This window comes from Wolbachia endosymbiont (group A) of Lasioglossum morio (assembly GCF_947250585.1).
Lineage (GTDB): Bacteria > Pseudomonadota > Alphaproteobacteria > Rickettsiales > Anaplasmataceae > Wolbachia > Wolbachia pipientis.
In genome coordinates this window covers 806382-829950 of record NZ_OX366327.1, presented here as the reverse complement: position 1 = coordinate 829950, position 23569 = coordinate 806382, and the positions used below count along the sequence as shown (strand labels likewise).

Sequence of the window (23569 nt, the reverse complement as noted above, 5' to 3'; positions counted from 1 at the left end):
AAAAATCTATCAAAAAGGAGGATTATCATGTCCACAATAATTTTATCATCAATTTTTGGTCAAGCAGGCAGCATTTTTGGGCCAATTGGCCGGATTATCGGCTCAGAACTCGGTGCTCTTCTTGGTGCGCAGCTTGATGGTGCGATGTTTAGCCTTGATGCTGAGCAGAAAGTAACGCATGGTGCGAGACTAAAAAATCTGCAAGTTCAAACCTCAACCTACGGCAGAACGATCCCAATTATCTATGGCACTGCTCGTGTTGCAGGGAACATTATTTGGTCACAGCCAATAAAAGAAGAGGCGATAACCACCAAAAGCAAAATTGGAAGAGGTATGAACGTTACATATAATTACTACGCAACGCTTGCAATTGCGATCTGCAAGGGGAAAGTAGAAAAATTAAACAGAATCTGGGCAGATACAACATCACTTAGCTTTGATGAAATAGATTATACTTTTTACAGCGGCAGAGAAGACCAAAATCCTGATCCATTTATGTCATCAATTGAAGGAGAGGGGAATGTGCCGGCTTATAGGGGAATATCTTACATAGTCATCAAGAATTTTCCTTTAGCAGACTATAACAATCGTGTCCCGATATTTACATTTGAAGTGCGAACTGCATTAAAACCCAGTGGATTTTCAATAGCAGAAAATATTCGGAATATCAATATAATACCAGGCTCAGGTGAGTTTGTATATGATACAAAAATACAGAAGAAAATCGCGCAAGAGAAAATAAGCAGCAACCAATATATCCCATATGGCCTAGCACAAAGGGTAAATCATAACAACCACACTAAAAAGAGCGATGCAGTGCTTTCTTTGGATCAATTAAAGGGAGATTTGCCAAATGTTGAGTTGGTGTCGGTGGTAGTCAATTGGTTTGTGAATAATCTGAACATTAAAGATTGTAAAATATACCCTGCAGTTGAATTTCAAGATGATTCCGCAATATTACCTGATGATTGGCAAGTAGGGGGTGTAACCAGAGATAATGCTCAGCTAATTTCAAAAGATGCGAGTGGAAACCCAAGATATGGTGGCACAGTTAGTGATTCAGCGCTAATAAGATATATAGAAGAGCTACACAGCAGAGGTTACAAGGTAACACTCTATCCGATGCCCTTACTTGACACAGAAAATAAAGAGTGGCGAGGAAAATTGAGCGGGACCCCTGGGGATATAAGTGATTTTTTTGAGAATCAATATAACAAATTTATAGAGCATTATGCAAGCATTGCCAAACAGACTAAAGTAGAAGGGTTTATCATCGGTTCTGAATTTGCGCAACTTACCAAAATCAGGGATGAACAAGGGAATTACCCTGCCGTTATAGAGCTGGTCAAGCTTGCAAAGCAGATAAAACTTAATCTTGGAAAAGAAGTAACAGTTACCTACGCTGCAGATTGGAGCGAATACCATTCATATGATGGTTGGTATAATATGGATGAACTGTGGTCTTCAGAGTATATCGACGTTGTTGGCATAGATGCTTATTTTCCACTGACTGATGGTCCAGAGCCTCCTTTTGGTTATTCCGCGGAAGATGTAATGGGTGGTTGGAGCAGTGGAGTGGGGTATGATTATTTCTATGATTACTCAAAGAGTGAACCTGAAAAAGTAAAGTATAACGACAGCAGGTATGCGTGGAAAAATATAGAGAAATGGTGGAGTGAAACTCACATAAATCCAGGTGGTAGTAAAACGAAATGGCAACCAAAAATGAAAAAAATATGGTTTACTGAGTATGGATTTCCCAGTATGAACGGCTGCACTAATGAGCCAAATGTGTTTGTTGACAAAGGCAGCATAGAGAGCAAATATCCACGATATTCAAACGGAGAGGTGAGCTTTCTTTCACAGAAAATTGCAATTGAAGGAACGCTAAAGAAGTGGCAAAGCTCGGAAATGGTAGAAAAAATGTTTCTCTGGGCATGGGATGCAAGGCCATTTCCTTATTTCCCCAATTTGTGTGATATGTGGACTGACTGCCATAATTGGCAGACAGGACATTGGATTCAGGGAAAGCTTTCACAGCTTAATATTTCCGATGTTTTATCGGATCTGTTACAAAAAGCAGGTTTAAAAAGCGATCAGTTCGATACGAGTGATGTTAAAGGATTATTGTCTGGATATGTAATAAATGACCAGCAATCGGTACGTTCAATTATTAAAATGCTGCAAAGTTGCTATTTTTTTGATGTGGTTGAACAGGACTCTAAACTGAAATTTGTCCAAAAGGGCAGGGGAGTTACAACTGTAATGCCAATTGGTGAAATGGTTTTCAGTAACAATTCAAAACTTGCTAATATCAGTCAATTAGATTTAAACAATAAAGTTAACGTCGTTTATTTTAATCGCAATTTTGGCTATCCAATTAATGTTAAATATGCTGAGTTGCCAAAGCAAGGCGCTGCTATAACAGTTGAAATACCGCTCATTATGGAGGAGGGAGAGGCGCAAAATATCGCTGAGGTTTTACTTTATTCTTCGTGGCAAGAGAGAAATATATACAATTTCAAGCTGCCGATAAAATATGCGTGGCTTGTGCCAAGTGATGTAATAACGATTTTAGACGGTGAGAAAAAGCATACGGTGAGAATTATAAAAACAAAATTCGAAAGCATGTCCATTCAAGTAATTGGCGTTGGTTATGATCACTCTATATATAAGCTTTCTTTTCCTTCAACAAGGTCACTTATGCTGAAGGAATACCCTCCTTCTCATATCAGCAAAACCATCGTAGAAATGATAGATTTACCGGATATTAAAGGTAATAGTGCAAGCTTTACTTTAATTAGTGAGGAAAAGAATTGGAAAGGAGCAACACTCTTTATTTCGTACAACGATAAGGATTATAAGCCTATCGCAAACACAAACAAGCAGTCTACTTACGGATATGTAATGGAATCTACCGACGAGGGGCTTATAGTAGTGCTACGTTTTGGTAAGCTGCTAGGAATTATCGATTCAAATTCAGCATTAATCGGAAAAGAGGTAATAAAATTCCAGAGTGCTGAACTTATAGATAAAAATAAATATAAGCTTAGTAACCTAATCAGAGGACAAGAAGGTACTAAAGAGACTGCAGGTGAAAAATTTGTTCTACTTGATGATTCAATAATATCTTTCGAAGTGCAAAGGGGAAAAAAGTTTTACCTAAAAGCAGTGACTTACGGTGATTCATTAGATAACACGGAAGCAAAGGTCCTAAACAATTGATGCTCAATATTTAAAGCTTAAAGTGAATAATCAAAGATAAGGTATTGAAATTCAGGCTTTTCATGATTTTAGCTTAAGATTTCAGTGTCCGCTACTCGAATGACATCGTTTACTATGTAACATTGTACTTATACTAATGAAAAAAATACATTATAATTAAGCATATTTACCAATAAATCATTAAGTGAAAACAGCTCTTTCGCAAAATATCATCTCTCTTATTATGATATTGTCTGTAGCAATTGTCGATATGGCAACTGACCTATACTCAGTTGCACTACCAAGCATTGCCAATTATTTTAAAGTAGAAGGCAGTGTAGTGCAGCTTACAATTAGCTTAAATCTAGTTGGATTTGCGGTATCTGGCTTAATTTATGGTCCATTATCGGACCATTATGGTAGGCGTCCAATGATGCTGATTGGTATGACAATTTTTACTTTGGCAAGTGTCATGTGTTATATAGCCGACAGTATTGCGCTCTTGATACTAATTCGCTTCATACAAGGAACAGGGGCTGGTGTTGCAGGTGTTGTTGGGTATGCAGCAATAAGGGATATGTACTCGGGTAGTGAATACTCGAGAGTCATTTCAAAATTAAATATGGTTGTGGCATTCTCACCTGGAATAGCTCCAGTGGTGGGCAGTTATATAATTTCACATGGGTATAGTTGGAAATTTTTGTTTTTTATTATATCACTTGCAGCAATTGCTATACTTATTTTTATCTACTTTAAGTTACAAGAAACACTCACTGTAAATAAAAATGAAACCAGTATAACTAACATAACTACTAATATCTTCAAGCAATATATATCAATATTTAGAAATTATCGTTTCCTTGGGTTTTCAGCCATTCATGGATTAACTTTCATGTGGCTTTGGGCATACATTGCTAACTACCCTTTCATATTTGAATCGATGGGCATTGAAGTACAGTATTTTGGCTACCTCATATCGATCATAGTCATATTTTACATAATTGGAACTTTAATTAATAGAAGGTATGTACCAAAAGTAGGGGTTAGCAAAATGCTAATAATAGGTTTGGTGTTACCGATAATATCCGATAGTTTATTGGTATATTTTTATTTCGCGGACAAGTTGAATATACTAATTCTTCAAGTTGCCTGGATTCCAGCCAATATCGGACTTGCATTAATAATAAGCAATAACGTAACTTCTGCTTTAGAAACGATCAAAGGTATAGGGCTTGGTAGTGCAGTCCTCTCATTCTGCAATATGATGTTTGGGGCTATTGGAATATATATAGTAGGAAAATTTTTTCGCTATGGTATTTTACCAAATTTACTATTAACAATAGCATGCTCTACAATTGCAATTCTTATGTACAGCCAGCTCAAATGTACTGAAAAACACAGGGAATAACCATTATTTGCGTGATCCAGAGCTCATGGGTTATTAATGACTTTATCATGATAATATAATTTTACAGGGGGTGAGAGCTCATAGATTATTAACGGCTTTATCATAACAATATAGTTTTACAAAGAGGTGTAGGATGAGTAGTTCACAAAGTAGAGATAATTTTTTTAAGGCTGTTGAAAGAGGTGATATTGATGCAGTAACCCGTCTAATAAGTGAAGGAGCAGATGTTAAGGTAGAAAATGATAAAGGAGAGACTCCTTTACATATTGCTGCTGTATGGGGCCATAAAGATGTAGTAGAAGCTCTATTGGACAAAGGGGCAAATGTTAGTGCAGAAGATGAAGAGGGAAACACTCCCTTAGTTTTAACTACTGACGAAGAAATAAAAACTCTATTACAAAGCACAGCTAAATTACTTGAGGTTGCTAAAAGCGGTAATATTCAGGAAGTAAACAGTCTAATAAGTGAAGGAGCAAAGGTTAATGTAAAAGATCAAGATAACAAGACTCCTCTACATTGGGCTGCTGAAAAGGGCCATAAAGATGTAGTAGACGCCCTACTGAAAGTAAATGGAATCAATGTTAATGCAACAGATTGGTCGCAAAAGACTCCTTTACATTGGGCTGCTGTAGAGAGCCATAAAGAGGTAGTAGAAGCCCTACTGAAAGTAAATGGGATCAATGTTAATGCAACAGATTGGTTGCAAGAAACTCCTTTACATTTAGCTGCTGTAAAGAACCATAAAGAGGTAGTAGAAGCCCTATTGGGAAAAGATGGAATCAATGTTAATTTACCAAATAACAAGAAAGATACTCCTTTACATTCTGTTCTTAAAAAGGACAACATAGATATAAATGTATTGAACGCTCTACTGGGAGCAGAAGGAATCAACGTTAATGCACAAGATGAATATGGCGAAACTCCTTTACATTTGGTCCTTAAAAAGGGCAATATAGACATAAATGTATTGAACGCTCTACTGGGAGCAAAAGAAATCGATGTTAATGTACAAGATGGAGATAGGGCTCCTTTACATTTGGCTGCTGAAAAGGGCCATAAAGATGTAGTAGACGCCCTACTGCAAGTAAAAGGGATCAATGTTAATGCAACAGATTGGTCGAAAAGGACTCCTTTACATATTGCTGCTGTATGGGGCCATAAAGAGGTAGTAGAAGCCCTACTGCAAGTAAAAGGAATCGATGTTAATGCAACAAATCAGCAGAAAGAGACTCCTCTACATTGGGCTGCTGACAAGGGCCATAAAGAGGTAGTAGAAGCTCTATTGGACAAAGGGGCAAATGTTGATGCAGAAGATGAAAATGGAGACACTCCTTTAGATTTAGCCACTACTCAAGACATACGAACTCTATTACAAAACACAGATGAATTACTTAAGGCTGCTGGAAGAGGTGATATCGATACAGTAAACGATCTAATAAATCAAGGAGCAAGTGTTAATGCAACAGATCAAGATGGAAAGACTCCTCTACATTGTGCTGCTAAAAATAGCCATGAAGAGGTAGTAGAAGCCCTATTGGGAAAAGATGGAATCGATGTTAATTTAGCAGATAAGAATAAAGATACTCCTTTACATTCTGTTCTTAAAAAGGGCAACATAGATATAAATGTATTGAACGCTCTACTTAGAAAAGAGGGAATTGATGTTAATTTAGCAGATAAGAATAAAGATACTCCTTTACATTCTGTTCTTAAAAAGGACAACATAGATATAAATGTATTGAACGCTCTACTGGGAGCAAAAGAAATCAATGTTAATGCACAAGATAAAGATGACAGGACTCCTTTGCATTTGGCTGCTAAAAAGGACAACATAGATATAAATGTATTGAACGCTCTACTGAGAGCAGAAGGAATCAATGTTAATGCACAAGATAAAGATGACAGGACTCCTTTGCATTTGGCTGCTAAAAAGGACAACATAGATATAAATGTATTGAACGCTCTACTGGGAGCAGAAGGAATCGATGTTAATATAAAAGATAAACTTGCAGAACAGACTCCTTTACATTGGGCCGTTGTAAAGGGCCATAAAGAGGCAGTAGAAGCCCTATTGGGAAAAGATGGAATCGATGTTAATATAGAAGATAAACATGGAAACACTCCTTTCAAATTAGCCACTGATGAAGGAATAAAAACTCTATTGCAACCAGCAGAAAAATCTGATGATGGTTCAGCGGGTGGATCATCGACAGATAGTGAAGGGGGTCAAGAGGAAGAAAAACGAGTAGGTGATGATACTGAACTACAATCAGATAATAGCAAAGAAGGGGAAAAAACCAGCACCACCAGTGCAGAACAAGGAACTGATGTACAAGACAACGATGTAGGTTCTGTTGCTTCCACAGAACCTGCACAAACAGAAGAACAGCCGAGCTCTTTTTTTGGTAGTTTGTTTAGTATACTTATGAAGCCTTTTTCATTAATTGCATCATTTTTTGGTGGTTTTTTTTCATGGTTGTTTGGGTCTGACGAAGAAAAGTCTGACACACAACCTTATGATGATTCTTCTTCACCTGGGGTCGATCAATCAGTTGAACAAAATAATGGTGATCATAATGACCAGAGCAATGTGATTTGATAGTGATCTTCTACCGGAAAAGGTGTCATCCCAGTGCCCAGACACTGGGATCCAGAAAAATTGATTGTAAACAAGCATACTATACAACATTTTCGATCAAAAGCTGGATTCCAGTGTCAAGCACTGGAATGACATCATCTTGGATAACGTCACGCGCTGGAATGACAAAGAAGAGTGGGCTTTCATATGGTTATGCAAGAAGTCTACTGAATGTAAACCAGTTTCTCACACACACATTTTACCACATGATCTGCGCTGATATTAAAATGCTCATAGAGTGTTTTATAAGGTGCTGATTCTCCGAAGCTTTTCATGCCAATAAATATACCGTTTGAACCTATATATTTATGCCAACCCATTTCACTTCCGGCTTCAATTGCAACTTTAATGCTGTCATTATTTAATATTGCCGCTTTATATTCATCGCTTTGCTCGTCAAAAAGCCTCCAGCATGGCATAGAAACAATCCTTGTACCTATACCTTTTTCCTGCAATTTCTCCCTTGCTTCAACTGCAATTTCAACCTCGGACCCCGTAGCAAATATTGTCACTTTTAATTCTTTTGAACATTCACACAAAATATATGCACCAAACTTCGATAGATTAGCAGATTGATCGATATCGGAATGCATGTAATTGACATTTTGCCTTGAGAGCGCAAACAGTGCTGGAGATTCTTTCTTTTCGAGTGCAATGCTAACACACTCCAGAGTTTCAACTGCATCGGCTGGCCTAAAAACATATAGATTTGGTATAGCACGCAAAGAGGCTAAATGCTCTATTGGCTGATGAGTTGGGCCATCTTCTCCCACTCCAATTGAGTCGTGAGTCATGACATACATAACCTGCTGTTTCATCAGAGCTGAAAGACGTATAGCAGGACGACAATAGTCGGAAAATACCAAAAAAGTGCCGCCATAAGGAAGAATCGCGCCGTGAAGTGCCATACCATTCATACATGCTGCCATAGCGTGCTCTCTCACTCCATAGTGGACATAAGAGCCACTATAATTATTGCTATTTATTACCTGCATGTGCTTATATTTAGTGCAATTTGACCCGGTAAGATCAGCAGAACCGCCGATTAATTCCGGCATATGTTGTGTTAAAAGTTCCATTACCATGCCGAAAGAAGAACGTGTAGCTTCGTTTGGCATTGTCTCGTGTATTTGTTTCTTCAAGTTAGCCAAAACATTATCGATATTGTCTGGTAGACGTTTATCTAACCGTCTTTGAAGTTCTGCATGATACCCTGTCATCCCAGCATTCTCTTCTGTCATCCCAGTGCTTGACACTGGGATCCATTCTTTTTCTTCTTTCCTGGTCACGCGCTGGAATGACATCGTGTAGTTTTGTTTTGCTCTCTCAACAGTTTTCTTCCAGGCATTTTTCACATCTTCTGGTACATGGAATGGTTCATAATTCCAGTTTAATTTCTCTCTCATCTGTTTTATGTCTTCCTCCGAAAAAGCACCACTGTGAGCAGAGGATGTGCCAGCACGGCTTGAAAATTTTCCGATAATAGTTTTGCAGCAGATCATTGTAGGTTTATCAGACTTTTTTGCTTGCTCTATTGCAAGGGATATGGCATCAAAATCATGGCCATCAATTTTGTCAACATTCCATCCATACGCTAAGAAGCGTTTCTCTACATCATCAGAGCAGGAAAGGCAAGTAGCGCCATCTATAGAGATATCATTATCATCAAAAAGAGCTATGAGCTTATTCAATTTAAGATGCCCAGCAAGCGATGCTGCTTCATGGCTTATTCCTTCCATAAGACAGCCATCCCCTAGCATCACGTAAGTGTAGTGATTAATTAAGCTATCTCCAAATTGTTCTTTAAGAATCGATTCAGCAAGTGCCATGCCAACAGCAGCGGCAAACCCCTGCCCTAAAGGGCCTGTCGTTGCCTCTACCCCGGAAGTCAAGCCAAACTCTGGATGACCTGGGGTCTTGGATCTCATTTGCCTGAAGTTTTTTAGCTCATCTATGCTAATATAACCTGTCAAATATAATATTGAGTATAGTAACATTGACCCATGACCGTTTGATAAAACAAAGCGATCTCTATTGAACCATTTAGAATCATCAGGATTATGATTCAGATATTTAGCAAACAAAACAGTTGCAACATCTGCCATGCCAAGTGGCATACCTGGGTGTCCAGAGTTTGCTTTTTGTACTGCATCAATTGATAAAAAACGGATGGCGTTTGCCATAGATTCTAAATGTGAATGATTCATGTGTTAATAGAAAAACTTAAAAATGAAGTATAAAAGATTATATCAGCAAAAACAAGTTGACACTGAGTGCTAAAATCCTTAATAATCTAAAGTTAAATCGTGAGAGTTTTTATATGACAACTGTTATCACTAGAAAGTATAGGATTAGCCGTAGACTTGGTGTAAATTTATGGGGTAGAGCTAAAGACCCAGTAAACAAAAGGAAATACCCTCCAGGTCAACATGGTATTCTTGGATTCAAGAAGTTATCTGACTTTGGTAAGCAGTTTGCTGCACATAAGAAATTTAAGTTTTACTACGCGATTTCAAGTAAGCAGCTCAGACGTACATTTTTAGATGCTTATAACAGAAAGGGTTATACGGCTGATAATTTTATCGGTATCTTAGAATCGAGATTAAGTTCTGTTTTATACCACTCTGGTCTTGTTCCAACAATTTACTCAGCAAAGCAGCTCATATCTCACAAGCACGTTACAGTTAATGATAAGGTGGTTAACATATCGAGTTATCGAGTGAAGCCAGGTGATATAATAAAAATAAGAGAAAGGGCAGCAAAAATCCCTGTAGTAGTAGAGGCTGAACAAAAACAAGAGCGCAAGGCTCCGGATTATTTAGAAGCAGATAGTAAAGAGCATTCAGTGAAATATTTGAGGTCGCCTCAATATTCTGAGGTTCCTTATTCAGCAGACATGGAAGTCAATTTAGTAGTAGAGTTTTACTCTAGATAGATAAAAAAAGCCCGTGTGGCGGAATCGGTAGACGCAGCGGACTTAAAATCCGTGGGTTTTGCGACCTTGGGAGTTCAAGTCTCCCCATGGGCACCAATTTAACTTAGCAGATAAATACAAAAAAGTATGAAATGGCTTGATATAGAAGATATTGTGGAAGCTCTGGAGGAAAAATTTCCAAATGAGAATATAATTAGTATCAGATTCACTGAGCTTAAAAAAAAGGTCTTGAGTTTAGAGGAATTTGATGATGATGAAAAACGCTGTAACGAAAAAATACTCGAAGCTATTCAAGCAGCTTGGATTGAGGAAAGATTAACCGCATAGCAATAAACCATACGCAAACGTGATTTCTATTACAATTTGCATATTGATTATGCTATTTTTTGGATCTAGCCTGGCAAGTTAATAATAATTTAACTAATTACAATTAAAACAGCTATAAGGTTAATTATGAGGCAAAGATGACAGCACAAAATTTGGTAAATGGAACGATCTTGGCAAGTGCTACGTTGAGATAAGTTTTGCATAAAAATACTGCTTTTACGGTGTGAGGCCAGAGGGTAGAGCCTTTGTAAAGCAGTTAGAAGGTTGTCATCTAAGTAGCGTGACCAGAGCTAGATTCCGCGAACACGCCGCGGAATGACGACTATGCAATATGCGTTGCGGAGTGACGATTATGGTCATACCGTCACGGTATCTCACAAACATGTAGCAGTAATGACAAAATCTCAAGTTATATGTATACTTTTATATTATCTACCTACTAAAAAAACAGAAAAATGCTCAAACGTAGCGGTCCAAAAAAATTAAAGTCTATAATAGAAAACTATGCATTAAAATGCATGAAAAATAAAATTAGCAAAAATGAAATACGTCTTATTTTAAACTGGCGAAATATAGTAGGGAAAGAAATAGCAGAGTGTACAAAACCGAAAAAGATCTCATATGCACAGAATATAAATTCGGGTGTATTGCATCTGGTAGTAACAAATGGCAGCAAAGCATTGGAAATTCAGCATATGATTTCTCTTATAATAGAAAAAATTACGATATTTTTTGGTTATAAAGCAGTATATGGTATAAAAATTAAGCAAGAGAGTATTGACTATTTGACTATATAAGGTAATCTAAGTACATAGAATAATTTGGTATATTGAAGTGAGTAGAGTTTGTGAATTAACAAATAGAAAAAAATCTTTTGGTAATAAGGTATCACATTCGAATCGTAAAACAAAGCGTACCTTTCTTTTAAATTTACATAAGGTTACGTTGACAAGTGATATATTGAATAAAAAGTTTAGATTTCGTGTGGCAACAAGAACTTTGAGAACTATAGATTACAAAGGTGATTTAGATGCTTTTTTGCTCAACACAAGAACGATTAAACTAAGTGAGAAAGCGCAGAAGATAAAAAGAAGGTTGAAAAAAGTTTTAGTAAAGCAAGAGGTAGAGTTAGCAGTTTCAGATGCATAGCAAACCTCAATGGCTCAGAGCAAAAGCTCCGACCGGTGAAGTATTCAATGAAACCTTAAACATCGTTAAACTGCATAACTTGCATACAGTATGCGAAGAGGCTGCATGTCCAAACATTGGTGAATGTTGGAATAAACGTCATGCTACTGTGATGATTCTTGGTTCTGTTTGCACTCGTGCTTGTGCATTTTGCAACGTTGCAACTGGCATTCCTGATAAACTAGACCCTCATGAACCAGAAAATTTAGCAAAAGCAATAAAAAAGTTAAACTTAAAACATGTTGTCATTACTTCTGTTGATCGTGATGATTTACCAGATGGTGGCGCAAATCAGTTTATACAGTGCATAGAAGAAATTAGAAAGATAACTTCAGAAACAACAATAGAGATTTTAACTCCTGATTTTTTAAATAAGAAAGGAGCATTTGAAGCAATTGCTGTTGCATCACCTGATGTCTATAACCACAATATTGAAACAGTGCCGAGATTGTATGCAAAAATAAGACCACGAGCTCGCTATTTTCATTCACTATATTTGCTGAAGATGGTAAAGCAGATTAATCCTAAAGTTTTCACAAAGTCGGGGCTTATGGTTGGTCTTGGAGAAACAAAAGAGGAAATATTTCAGGTTATGGACGATTTGCGCAGTGCTGAGGTTGATTTTATTACAATTGGTCAATATCTACAACCAACTCCAAAACATGCAAAACTTGATAGGTATGTTACCCCAGAGGAATTTGAGCATTATAAATATATCGCTTACTCCAAAGGGTTCCTAGTGGTTGCATCAAGCCCACTAACTCGGTCATCATACCACGCTGAAGAAGATTTTAACAGGCTCAAGGCTTGTCGTTGACATTTGCGTTAATTCAAATTAATTTTTACTAATTATAAAGGAGTTGAGCGACTTTACGTAATGTCTACTATAAAAATCAAGAAGAAATCGCAATTAGTTAAAGAGGTATTCGATTCCGTGGCAAGTCGCTACGACACCATGAATGATATAATGAGCCTCGGAATGCACAGATTATGGAAAGATAAGATGGTAAATAGTGTGCATTTTTCAAAAAACTCTAAGGTTTTAGATGTTGCTGGAGGAACTGGAGATATAGCAATAAGAGTAGTAAGAAAAGAGCCAAGTGCTAAGGTTACAGTATGCGATATAAATCAAAACATGCTAAACAGAGGACGTGATAAAGCTATAAATTCAAACCAAATTAATTTTGATTGGGTATGTGCGAACGCAGAAAGTTTACCATTTGAAGACTCCGAATTTGATTATTGCACAATAGCTTTTGGCATTCGAAACGTTTCTGACCGCAAGAAGGCTTTAAATGAGGCGTACAGAGTATTAAAACCACATGGGAAATTTATCTGCTTAGAATTTGCCCCTATGCACTATCAAAATGAGATATTTACCAAACTTTATGACTTATATTCATTTAAAGTAATTCCTAAAATTGGCAGCATAGTTGCTAAAGACAAGAGTTCTTATGAATATTTAGTGAAGAGCATTAGAGAGTTTCCAACTCAGGCTGATTTTAAAATGGAAATTGAAGAGGTAGGCTTTAAGAATGTTGAGTTTCATAATATGAGCTATGGAATAGTGGCATTACACATTGGAACAAAATGAATATTAAACTCTGGTATAGAACGCTGGATTATTATCTCATCCTTCCAGTGTTTTTTTTGCTCACTATAAGCTTCATTCTTGTTTATTCAGCAAGCCCTGTAATTGCGCAGCGTCTTTCTCTACCACAGGATTATTTTATACGGCGCCATACAATTTATATAGTCCTGTCACTAATTACCTTGGTGACATTTTCTTTTCTCAACACAAGAACTATACTTAACCTCTCATTCGCAGGTTTCGCTTTATTTACTATTCTAGTAGCAACTGCGATAATACTTGGTATAGAGGTAAAAGGTGCGAAACGATGGTTACATATTGTCAAAATTTCTGTTCAACCATCTGAGTTTGTAAGGCCATTTTTTTCTGTTGTTATAGCTAGTATCTTGGCCAGCGAAATGAGGTTTAAAATGCACATATCAATCATAATATTTCTGTTAGTTTTTGTGTTGTTACTTTTGCAACCTGATTTCAGTATGTCTATGCTTTTAACATATTCTTTTATCGGTCAAATGTTTATTGCATGTATACCATTTTTATACTTTCTATGCATAATAGGAATGGCCACAACTGGAACTACAATAGCTTACTTATGCCTCCCGCATATAAAGCAAAGGATTTACAATTTTGTCTTTTTTACGCAGCGCGATAACTTTCAAGTCACAAAATCATTAGAAGCATTCAAAAGAGGTCAATTAACTGGGGTTGGACCTGGTGAAGGTAGCGTAAAAGCCTCTCTTCCTGATTGTCATACAGATTTTGTGTTTTCTGTTTTAGCAGAAGAATTTGGTTTGATTACGTGCTTAGCCACATTGATGTTATTTGGCATCATTTCCGCCCGCTTGCTTTACGTTGCATATAGGGAAAATGAATTATTTAATCTGTTGGTAATTCTCGGTATCTCAATTCAATTCATCACACAATTCATAATAAACATAGGGGTAACATTGAGTGTTTTTCCAACCACCGGCATAACCCTGCCGTTACTTAGCTATGGTGGTTCTTCTCTTTTATCTTCGAGCATCGCACTTGGCATAATGCTGTCTTTCAGTAGAAACCAAGCTATCGCATTAAAGTTTCGTGAGCGTGTTATGCTTGGAAGACATGCTGTAGACTAATGCCATACCTTTTCCCTTTCCCCTGAAACTAGAATCTATATACTTAACTTTAGAAACTTTAAAATACGATGCGATCTAATATTAGGCAGTTATTTTACTATATAAAGCCTAATCTATCCTATTTTGTCATAGCTTTTATTGCAGTTTTATTTTCAGCCTTAACGATCCTCCTCTTTGGCAGAGGCTTAAGCAATATAATTGATTCTGGCACAGAGCACGATTTTACTACCAAACTATTAGTTGCAATACTTATAGTTTTAGCCATTTCTCTCACTGCATTTACTCGGTTATATTTCATTGGCATTGGCAGCGAGAAAGTTATCGCAAGAATCAGATATGACTTATATAGCAGTATCACTAACTTGCAACCAAGTTTCTTTGAGAACACAGGCGTACAAGATGTTATCTCAGCGTTAATTACTGATACCTCTGTGCTGCAATCAGTAATAAACAGCAGCTTACTAACCATATTACGAAATTTTGTGATTCTGATTGGCAGTGTTGCTATGTTATTATATACAAATATACAACTAACTGCGTATGCAGCCGCAATAATACCTATACTACTCATTATCATGACCTCACTTGGAAAAAAAGTGCGTAGCTATGCACGCTTTGCCCAGGATAAATTAAGTGAGCTTGCGTCATTTAGTGAGGAAAATTTTAGATCTATAGTGACTATCAAATCGTTTGTACTCGAAGAAAATGAAAAAACCCGTTTTAAGGAGTATTTAAACTCAGTATCAAAATCATACGTAAAATTAGTACTCTTGCGTGCTATTCTAGTAACTCTAGTTATCACGTGTGTGATAGGTTCACTAGTTGTTTTGCTCTTTTTTGGTATTAAAGAAGTCTTAAGCAATAATATAACTATTGGAGAACTCTCCTCATTTGTGTTTTATTCAGCGCTTGCGGCAGGAGCTATAAATAATTTGAGCGATAATATCAGTGATTTACAACGAGGTCTTGGAATAGTAGAGCGTTTATTTGAATTTAAAAATATGAAAAGCTCTATAGCAGATCCCGATGATCCTATAAAAATTTGTAGTGTTCAAAAGGGAATTTCGTTTAATGGTGTAACATTTTTTTATGCTGATAAGCCAGCATTAGATAACGTATCATTTTCTATAGAGGCAGGTCAAGCAGTATCAATTGTTGGACCATCTGGCAGTGGTAAAAGCACCATTTTAAAGCTTCTGCTCCGTTTTCATGATCCAAACAAAGGTAGCATTACTATCGATGGGCACAATATTAAGTCAATTGCGCTAAATGACCTCAGATCGTTGTTTGGCTTAGTGCCACAAGATCACATGATATTTTCTTGCTCAATAATGGAAAATATACTATATGGCAAACCAGGTGCCGAATATGAGGAAGTGAAGCAAGCAGCCATCAGCGCTTATGCGATGGAATTTATTGATAAGCTGCCTGATAAATTTGATACATTTGTAGGAAAAAGAGGATTAAAACTTTCTGAAGGACAAAAACAACGTATTGTAATAGCAAGAGCCATACTCAAAAACCCTCAGGTTTTAATACTGGATGAAGCAACCTCTGCCCTTGATTACAAAAGTGAGAACCTCGTGCAAAAAGCATTGAGCAAGTTAATGCAAAACAGAACAACAATCGTAATTACACACAGGCTATCAACCGCACTCAAGACTGACAAGATTATAGTAATTAATCATGGAAAAGTAGAAGAAGTAGGAACTCATGACTCTCTAATAAGTAAAGACGGGCTATATGCAAAACTGGCGAAGATACAGTGGAATTGAAAGAAAATTTAAATCATACCGTTAGTTGATATGCTAGATTTATAATTAAAATTATTAAATTTTTAATTTTATTATTTTATAATGGTTCCATAGTTATCCGGAAATTTCGTGATCTGTAGTTTCTTTCATTCACGTTATATTCATAGCTTGTTCTATCTTAATGTAATTCCAATTTTGACTGTATAGGAGGTCTCTATGTTAAAACATAACTATAGTGATAAAATCAATAATCGCTATTCATATACTAACAAATTTTCTTATAGTGATGAGGGTGTAGACGAGACGATCAAGGATAAAATCACAACTGAAGATCAGGTAGTAACTGATGATGTTAAAGAACCTGATGCTGGTAATGATGGTTACAGTGAAGGTATGGCTTTCTCTTACCATGGTTACGGCAACGACTTAATATAAACTCTGATCCAGGAAGATAAAATAGTTAAGATAAACCTTCAACTAGCCCCACTTATTCGCTATATTGTTGGAGGTTTTCATAGTTTTTCTAGTTGATGAACATTTTCAAAAGGGCTTCTTCCTTAATTTTGAGTAAATTAAACGAGTTGAAGCAAAGGGGTATTATAAATACAGATACAACAAACTTTATCGTAGAACCCCCAAGTAACAGAGCACATGGAGACATTTACACAAACGTTGCTATGGTGCTCGCAAAGCATGAAAAGAAGAATCCCATTGAAATTGCAGAGGTTTTAGCCAAAGAATTTGAACTTTTTGATGAAGTTGCAAAAGTGGAAATAGCGGGCCCTGGTTTCATCAACATACACTTAAAAATAAAAGTATGGCATGGGATTTTAAAACAAATAAATGAGCTAAAAACAGAGTTTGGCACCCTAGATATAGGGAACAATCAGGCCATCAATGTTGAATTTGTATCTGCAAATCCAACTGGTCCACTGCATATTGGTCATGCAAGAGGGGCAGTATTTGGTGACGTTCTGGCAAATTTATTGAAAAAAGTTGGTTATAAAGTTACTAAGGAATACTATATTAACGATGCTGGAGCGCAGATAGATACACTAATAAAGTCAGTATATCTGCGGTACAAAGAAGCTCTGGGAGAAAAAATCAGTATAGAAAAAGGTTTATACCCAGGTGAATATTTAAAACCGATAGGGGAGGAGCTGGCTAAAAAATATGGCAAGGAGCTTCTAAAAAAGCAAGATAATCAGATAATTAGAGACTATACTTTAAGTTCTATCTTAGAACTCATAAAGGAAGACATGAACTTGCTTGGAGTAAATCATGATGTTTTTACTTCAGAGTATGAGCTACAAAAAAGTGGCAAAATCGAAGAGAGTATAAAGATATTGTCTGACAAGGGTCTAGTGTATGAAGGGTACCTGGAGAAACCAAAAGGCAAAGAAAGTGAAAATTGGACTTCCAGAAAAGAAATGTTATTTCGCTCTACAAAATTTGGTGATGACGTTGACCGCGCATTGAAGAAAGAGGACGGCAGTTGGACTTATTTTGCCTCGGATATTGCTTACCATTTTGATAAGATATCACGTGGTTTTAACAATATGATCGTAGAGCTTGGTAGTGACCACGGCGGTTATGTCAAAAGACTTAAAGCAGTCGTCTCTGCGCTAAGTGATGATCAAGCAAAAATAGAGGTAAAACTGCATAATATTGTGAATTTTTTCGAGAACGGCAAACCTGTTAAGATGTCCAAAAGATCAGGAAATTTCCTCACAGCAAGAGATGTAGTGGAAGAAGTTGGCAGGGACATAACTCGTTTTATAATGCTAACACGCAAGAATGATATGGTCTTGGACTTTGATTTTGCTAAAGTTAAAGAACAGTCAAAAGACAACCCTATTTTTTACGTGCAATATGCGCATGCTCGTGCTCATTCGTTAATGCGTAATGCTCCAAAAGAGCTCCCAACAGCAGATCCTTCACTTTTAAGGACAGGTGGAGAGCTCTTCCTCATAAAAACCTTAGCAAAGTGGCCAGATGTGGTAGAAATTGCAGCAAGGCTTTGTGAGCCACACAGAATTACTTTCTACTTACTTGAAGTTGCAGAAGCGTTTCACGTTTTATGGGGGTATGGCAAGAGTGATTTAAACATGCGTTTCATACTGGAAGACAACTTAAACCTCACCGCTGCAAGAATGTTTCTCGTGCAGGCCTTAGCGCACGTCATCGCTTCTGGACTTTCTATCTTCAATATAGAGCCTTTGGAAGAGATGAGTTGATTTTTTTATGCAAGATTGTTTTTTCAACGAATAGAGAAGTTGACAAAATTAAGTAAAAATGTTATAGTTTATAGTAGTATTTTCTGGTTAATATATGGCTCACAGTCAAAAAAAGCTCAATGTTAATGTAAGTTTTGACAGTAAATTGGCTCAGTATCTTACAGAAATGGCAGAGACTCAAAATAAAACTATTTCTGAAGTTTTAGTAGATTTAGTGGAAGAAGAGTTCGAAGAAGATGTAGAGCTATCCAAAATAGCTGACGATCGCCTCTCTGAAGGTGAAGAAGAAGTAGAGGATGATGAAAACATCTGGAAATAAAACTTACACTATAAAATTCTTAAAAAATGTTATTGAAAAAGAAATTCCAGCTCTTCCGGCAAAGATTAAATTAATGGTTCAGGAGGCCATAAAGAAACGCCTTACAGTTGATCCTTTTAATCTAGGAAAGCCTTTATGTCATAGCTTTAGAGGGCAATATAGGATAAGGGTTAGCAACTACTGTATAATTTACAGCATAAATCATTCAGAGCGCAGAGTACTTATTACTGCAGTGGGGTATAGAAAAAACATTTACAAACACAGAAGATTACACAATTAAAAATATAAGAAAGATCTCACCGCTGCAACTTGTCCAAGCCTTAGCACACGTCATTGCTTCTGGACTTTCTATCTTCAATATAGAGCCTTTGGAAGAAATGAGTTGATTTTTTTTGTTACAATATGTAATGATCAAAATATTATTCAAAGTAGGGTAAAGTTATGACAATCAGTTTTAGGGAGTATTCAACTGTATTCACTGAAGTTGCGGAACAGACAGATTTAAATGGAAATAACATAATTGAAAGAATAAAAGGGCATTAGCATAGATCCCGCTAACAAGCAGCGGGATGACGGTTGTCAGGCTAGTACCTTCTCTTGTCATCCCAGTGCCCAGACACTGGGATCCAGAAAAGTTTGCTTGTGAACAAGCAAACTAGCATGGAAAGTGGTTACAACATTTTCGATGAGATTATATGGAAAACTGTATTCCAGTGTCAAGCACTGGAATACATCACAGGGGCACTGGAATGACACCCTTTACGGGCTCTTAAATTGCAACTATAAATGTTTAAGAAATTTACCAAATGAAAAAAAAGGCAAAAGAAGCCCCATGGTGGTTGGCTATTTACTATGTACTAAAATATCGGCGTTTTTTTTATTCTAAAACGCTTGATTAAGAGCGATTTAGCTGCTTTTAACTTGCAACTAACCTACACCGCAAGTGTTTAAGAAATTTACTAAGCAGGAAAAAAGGCAAAGAAACCCCGTAGTAGCTAGCATTCAAATTCTCCCTTGTCAATTTGACGTTTTTTGCTGTCTTAAACGCTTTGTAAGCGCGTTTCGGCTTATATAGGTAAAAACCCAGAAATTTTTAAAGACATGCGATGCACGTAGTGCGAAAAATTAAACATGAGACGCCAAATACCCTAAGTTTTTTGTCATTAACCTGCACAGATTGCGAAGATAAATAAATAGCTTCAGTTTCATGATAAGGGGGTTGGCGAAGGGTGTCAAGTAATTCCGTTCCTTATGGGTAAAAAAAGAGAAACTCTAAGTTGCAGCCGCACAATGTTTCTCTTTTCTGCTGTTGATGATTATTTCGCCTATTGTAACTGCCGCTAGAATAAAGCAATAATATACCTGTGTTAATAAAGAAATAGGTGATACAGAGGCGATGCTACCTGCTAGCAATAGTTGGGAACCATAAGGTAAGATACCTTTTGTAGCACAAGCAAAAACATCTAATAAGTATGCGCTGCGATGTGGCGCAATACTGTGTTTTTGTGCAAGCCTTTTTGCAATGCCACCACTTAGTAAAATAGCAATGGTATTATTGGCAACTAAGGTAGTAAACATAGACGCAATTCCTGCTATCACAAATTCAGCTTTAGTTTTTGTGATATTGCTTTCATCGATGAGTTTATGCAACGCTTTTTGACCTTGCTTGTACATTATATGGCTCAATCCACCGATAAATAGAGCAAATATCACTATTTCGTTTACTTTTTTGAAACCGTCATACACGTCATGAGGAAATTGAATGATAGCATAGTCAAAAAAAGTTATTCCTAGCACACCAGCAATAATTATGTTTATAGTTATTGTTACTAAAGTGGCGACTTCAAGCAGCCCCATGATTATTAAAGAAATGTAAGGAATAATTTTTATTATAGAATAATAATCTAAATTTGATATAGAAATAATTTTTGTACTATTTGAGGCAACTGCTAGGTAGATGAGTGTTATAATGCTGGCAATAAGTGCAACTTTAGAGTTCATTTTAAGTTTATCTTTTGCTGAAGCTTCCTGTGAAGAAACAGATGCAATGGTGGTATCAGATATCATCGAAAGGTTATCGCCAAACACGGCACCACCTACTACAGTTGCAGTTCCTATTTCGAGACCAAAAGCTCCACTTTTTGCCAGATTAACAGCTATAGGTACCATCAGCGCAACAACTCCCATAGATGTGCCAATTGCAGTTGAAATAAAAGCAGAAGCCAAAAATACTCCAGGCAGCAGTAATCTTGCTGGAAGGAAATTAAGAATTAAATTAGCAACAGTGTCTGCGCTACCGATTGATTGAGTCACCGCAGAAAATGCTCCAGAAAATAAAAAAATTAAACACATAGTAAGGGTGTTTTTGTCACCCATGCCCTTGATAACAGTATCGATGTTATGCTGAATTTTATTTGTACCACGTGAGACAGCAAAAAATAGTGCTGGTAATAAGCAGATTACTGGTGAAACCTGATGAAGTGGATTATCAGTTCCGATAAAAGAAAAATAAGCACCACTTCCAAGATACAAGATTAAAAAAATAATCAAGGGGACAAAAGCTGTCATTTTACTGTACCTAAACTTATAACTATAACTAATTAAGTGGTTTTAAGCAAGTTTGGTTTTCACTAGTTCTACAGGAAGTCAATAGCAGAGTTTTAAACTTCATATTTAATCTACTAAATAAATAGCACATGTAGCTTATTGCTTGACAATAGGATCTAATTGTTGTCTAGATTCCAGCATCACGCGCACAACTGTACGAACATTTGTTTGCGAAGAAATGTTATAGCTGGTTTTGCCTCAAACACAAAGATGTCATCCGAGTAGCTGACTACTTGGATCCAGAAAATTTTGCTGCGAGTAAGCAAATTTGTTTGGTGAGCATAGAAAGTGGAATGTGTAAGCGCAGCCTCAACAGGTTGTCATCCAAGTAGCTGACTACTTGGATCCAGATTGGATACTGAGTTGGTGAGTATAAAAGTATAGCTAACGCGAGCTCTACGTCATACCGCCGCAGAATAATTAACCGTCATACCGCGATTCATTCGCAGTATCCCTTCGCGGTATCCCTTAGCCGCTAACAAGCAGCGGGATGACGAGCTTATCGTCATGCCACCGCGAACCGTCATACCGCGATTCATTCGCGGTATCTCTAGATCCCGCTAACAAGCAGCGGGATGACGGTTGTCGTTTAGCCATAAACATTAAGAAATTTACCAAATGAAAAAAAAGGCAAAAGAAGCCCCGTGGTTGGCTAATTACTTACATTATACTTTCAAGTATGGCGTTTTTTTATTCTAAACGCTTAATAACCGCGATTTAGCTGCTTTTTAATGCAACTAACCTTTAGTCATAAATGTTTAAGAAATTTACTAAACAGAAAAAAAGGCAAAAGAAACCCTAGGGTAGCTAATTATTCACTATCCATTTTTTAAGTTGGCGTTTTTTGATGTTTTAAATGCTTTATAAGCGTATTTCAGCTTGTATAGGTAAAAACCTAGAAATTTGATAAAGACATAGAGTGCACATAGTGCAAAAAATTAAACATGAGACGCCAGATACGTGAGTTTTTTTGTCATTTAATCTGTACAGAGAAGATAAATAAATAGCTTCAGTTTCATGATAAGGAGGCTGGCGGAGTTTGTCAAGTAAGTTTTTTATTTCTAGCGGTTGTTGCCAAAAACTATACAAGAAGTCTATTGAAATCGCGTATATCAATCGTTGTAAAATCACACAATTGCTCTGTAGAGCTATGCCCTGTAATAATTACTATACCATTTTGCTCAGAGCGTATTGAGATTAAGTTCAGCACTAATTCACACGTTGCACTATCAAGATTACAAAATGGTTCATCTATCAGCCAAACGTTTGCATTAGAAATCAAGAGGCGAGCAAGCGCAACTCTCCTTTTCCAGCCTGCAGAAAGTTCGCCATATCTAATATTAAGTACAGGTTGCAACTGCAAACAACAAATAGCTGCCACAATCAGTTCTCTAGTATTTCGTATTCCTGCCCAGAATTCTATGTTTTGAGCAACAGTTAAGCTGTCCTTGCAGGCGTTTTTATGCCCTATATAGACCATAAAAGATATGTAAGATTTTGGGTCATCATATATGTCTTTCCCACAATGCTTTATACTGCCTGATACCGGCGGTAAAAGTCCAGATAAACTTCTAATTAAGCTGGTTTTACCACTACCATTTGGACCAGTGATTAGAATCTTTGATTTTAGCTCAGCTTTAAAACTGAGATTCTTAAATAGTACCTTATTATTACGAGTGCAGGATAAATTTTCACATTCAAGCATGGATTATCTGCCCTTTCCCTTATGTTTACCTTGAGTTGAAGCCTGAGCTTTTACAAACAGCTCCCAAAATCCTTTCTGTCCGCCTTCTCTATGTATCAATTGTGCAAAACGCTGCATTAAACCATTACCCATCATAACCATCTTTGTCCATTTACCTACCGGTTTTGCTATGTCAACTATTTCTGGATCTTCTTTATAAACTTGCACATCTTTTTGTTTCTCGCGTAGCGTTTCTTGTTGTTTCATCAACTCTTTTTGCTTATTTTTTTGATATAATTCATTGAATTTTCTGTCTTCTTCCCACTCTTCTTTAAAAACTTTTCTAGGAAATATGATTTTTCTAATGCGATTTTTGTATATTTTTCTCAAAAAGAGAAATACTGCAGCTACAGCAAGTAATGTTACGCTATATAATATGATCTGTGTAAGTGGCATTTCCTGTATCTAATTCATTAAAAATACCCTTGCTATTATACCATAATTATAGAAATTGTGCAATTTTTTTGCGGGTAAAGACAATATAAAAGCAGTACTGCTC

The 23569-nt window shown here is 36.7% G+C and carries 20 protein-coding genes and 1 tRNA gene; 17 read left to right on the top strand and 4 right to left on the bottom strand.

Going from position 1 to position 23569, the window contains the following annotated elements; genetic code table 11:
• Positions 1-27: 27 nt before the first annotated feature.
• The 3 genes from OOK89_RS04040 (at position 28) to OOK89_RS04030 (ending at position 7211) form a co-directional block, all read left to right on the top strand.
• Complete coding sequence (locus tag OOK89_RS04040; protein WP_264718779.1) at positions 28-3225, top strand: glycoside hydrolase/phage tail family protein; 3198 nt, start codon at positions 28-30, stop codon at positions 3223-3225.
• Positions 3226-3448: 223 nt separating this feature from the next.
• Positions 3449-4612 carry a multidrug effflux MFS transporter gene (locus OOK89_RS04035; RefSeq protein WP_264718778.1) on the top strand — a complete coding sequence of 388 codons (1164 nt, stop codon included), beginning with the start codon at positions 3449-3451 and terminating at the stop codon, positions 4610-4612.
• A gap of 133 nt (positions 4613-4745) precedes the next feature.
• Positions 4746-7211 carry an ankyrin repeat domain-containing protein gene (locus OOK89_RS04030; protein ID WP_264718777.1) on the top strand — a complete coding sequence of 822 codons (2466 nt, stop codon included), beginning with the start codon at positions 4746-4748 and terminating at the stop codon, positions 7209-7211.
• A 203-nt stretch (positions 7212-7414) separates the two neighbouring features.
• Here the strand turns inward: OOK89_RS04030 and tkt are convergent, their stop codons facing one another.
• A complete protein-coding gene (tkt, locus tag OOK89_RS04020; RefSeq protein ID WP_264718776.1) occupies positions 7415-9457 on the bottom strand; it encodes a transketolase in 2043 nt (680 codons plus the stop codon).
• A gap of 113 nt (positions 9458-9570) precedes the next feature.
• Here tkt and rpsD point away from each other — a divergent pair, with 113 nt between their 5' ends.
• The 13 genes from rpsD to OOK89_RS03955 all read left to right on the top strand — a co-directional run bounded on the left by rpsD (position 9571) and on the right by OOK89_RS03955 (position 18999).
• On the top strand, positions 9571-10185 hold the full coding sequence (gene rpsD, locus OOK89_RS04015) for a 30S ribosomal protein S4 (RefSeq protein WP_010962555.1): 615 nt from the start codon (positions 9571-9573) through the stop codon (positions 10183-10185).
• A 9-nt stretch (positions 10186-10194) separates the two neighbouring features.
• A tRNA-Leu gene (locus OOK89_RS04010) sits at positions 10195-10281 on the top strand.
• A gap of 30 nt (positions 10282-10311) precedes the next feature.
• Positions 10312-10512 carry a Fe-S cluster assembly protein IscX gene (iscX, locus tag OOK89_RS04005; protein ID WP_007552114.1) on the top strand — a complete coding sequence of 67 codons (201 nt, stop codon included), beginning with the start codon at positions 10312-10314 and terminating at the stop codon, positions 10510-10512.
• Between the two features lie 455 nt (positions 10513-10967).
• Positions 10968-11309 carry a DUF721 domain-containing protein gene (locus tag OOK89_RS04000; RefSeq protein ID WP_010082513.1) on the top strand — a complete coding sequence of 114 codons (342 nt, stop codon included), beginning with the start codon at positions 10968-10970 and terminating at the stop codon, positions 11307-11309.
• A gap of 37 nt (positions 11310-11346) precedes the next feature.
• On the top strand, positions 11347-11661 hold the full coding sequence (gene rpmB, locus OOK89_RS03995; protein ID WP_006279619.1) for a 50S ribosomal protein L28: 315 nt from the start codon (positions 11347-11349) through the stop codon (positions 11659-11661).
• Positions 11654-12517, top strand: coding sequence for a lipoyl synthase (lipA, locus tag OOK89_RS03990; protein WP_012673150.1), 864 nt, complete (start codon positions 11654-11656; stop codon positions 12515-12517). Before rpmB ends, lipA begins: the two co-directional genes overlap by 8 nt.
• Before the next feature lie 60 nt (positions 12518-12577).
• Positions 12578-13294, top strand: coding sequence for a bifunctional demethylmenaquinone methyltransferase/2-methoxy-6-polyprenyl-1,4-benzoquinol methylase UbiE (ubiE, locus tag OOK89_RS03985; protein ID WP_264718775.1), 717 nt, complete (start codon positions 12578-12580; stop codon positions 13292-13294).
• The gene (locus tag OOK89_RS03980; protein ID WP_264718774.1) at positions 13291-14409 is read left to right on the top strand and encodes an FtsW/RodA/SpoVE family cell cycle protein; all 1119 of its coding nucleotides are present in this window, start codon (positions 13291-13293) and stop codon (positions 14407-14409) included. The genes ubiE and OOK89_RS03980 overlap by 4 nt, the downstream gene beginning before the upstream one ends.
• A gap of 68 nt (positions 14410-14477) precedes the next feature.
• On the top strand, positions 14478-16184 hold the full coding sequence (locus OOK89_RS03975; RefSeq protein WP_264718772.1) for an ABC transporter ATP-binding protein: 1707 nt from the start codon (positions 14478-14480) through the stop codon (positions 16182-16184).
• 195 nt (positions 16185-16379) lie between these two features.
• A complete protein-coding gene (locus tag OOK89_RS03970) occupies positions 16380-16598 on the top strand; it encodes a hypothetical protein (RefSeq protein WP_077188094.1) in 219 nt (72 codons plus the stop codon).
• Positions 16599-16693: 95 nt separating this feature from the next.
• Positions 16694-18400, top strand: coding sequence for an arginine--tRNA ligase (gene argS, locus OOK89_RS03965; protein ID WP_077188093.1), 1707 nt, complete (start codon positions 16694-16696; stop codon positions 18398-18400).
• A gap of 94 nt (positions 18401-18494) precedes the next feature.
• Positions 18495-18719 (top strand): hypothetical protein, encoded by a 225-nt coding sequence (locus OOK89_RS03960; RefSeq protein ID WP_264718771.1) that lies wholly within the window; start codon positions 18495-18497, stop codon positions 18717-18719.
• Positions 18697-18999 (top strand): type II toxin-antitoxin system RelE family toxin, encoded by a 303-nt coding sequence (locus OOK89_RS03955; protein WP_264718770.1) that lies wholly within the window; start codon positions 18697-18699, stop codon positions 18997-18999. The genes OOK89_RS03960 and OOK89_RS03955 overlap by 23 nt, the downstream gene beginning before the upstream one ends.
• A 992-nt stretch (positions 19000-19991) precedes the next feature.
• Here OOK89_RS03955 and OOK89_RS03950 read toward each other — a convergent pair.
• Complete coding sequence (locus tag OOK89_RS03950) at positions 19992-21287, bottom strand: Na+/H+ antiporter NhaC family protein (RefSeq protein ID WP_006280467.1); 1296 nt, start codon at positions 21285-21287, stop codon at positions 19992-19994.
• 203 nt (positions 21288-21490) lie between these two features.
• Here OOK89_RS03950 and OOK89_RS03945 point away from each other — a divergent pair, with 203 nt between their 5' ends.
• Entirely contained in the window at positions 21491-21658 is a 168-nt protein-coding gene (locus tag OOK89_RS03945) for a hypothetical protein (protein WP_155975180.1), read from the top strand.
• 749 nt (positions 21659-22407) lie between these two features.
• On the opposite strand, the gene ccmA is transcribed toward OOK89_RS03945, so the two are convergent.
• A complete protein-coding gene (ccmA, locus tag OOK89_RS03940; protein WP_264718769.1) occupies positions 22408-23031 on the bottom strand; it encodes a heme ABC exporter ATP-binding protein CcmA in 624 nt (207 codons plus the stop codon).
• 3 nt (positions 23032-23034) lie between these two features.
• On the bottom strand, positions 23035-23466 hold the full coding sequence (locus tag OOK89_RS03935; RefSeq protein WP_174515653.1) for a hypothetical protein: 432 nt from the start codon (positions 23464-23466) through the stop codon (positions 23035-23037).
• Positions 23467-23569: the final 103 nt, after the last annotated feature.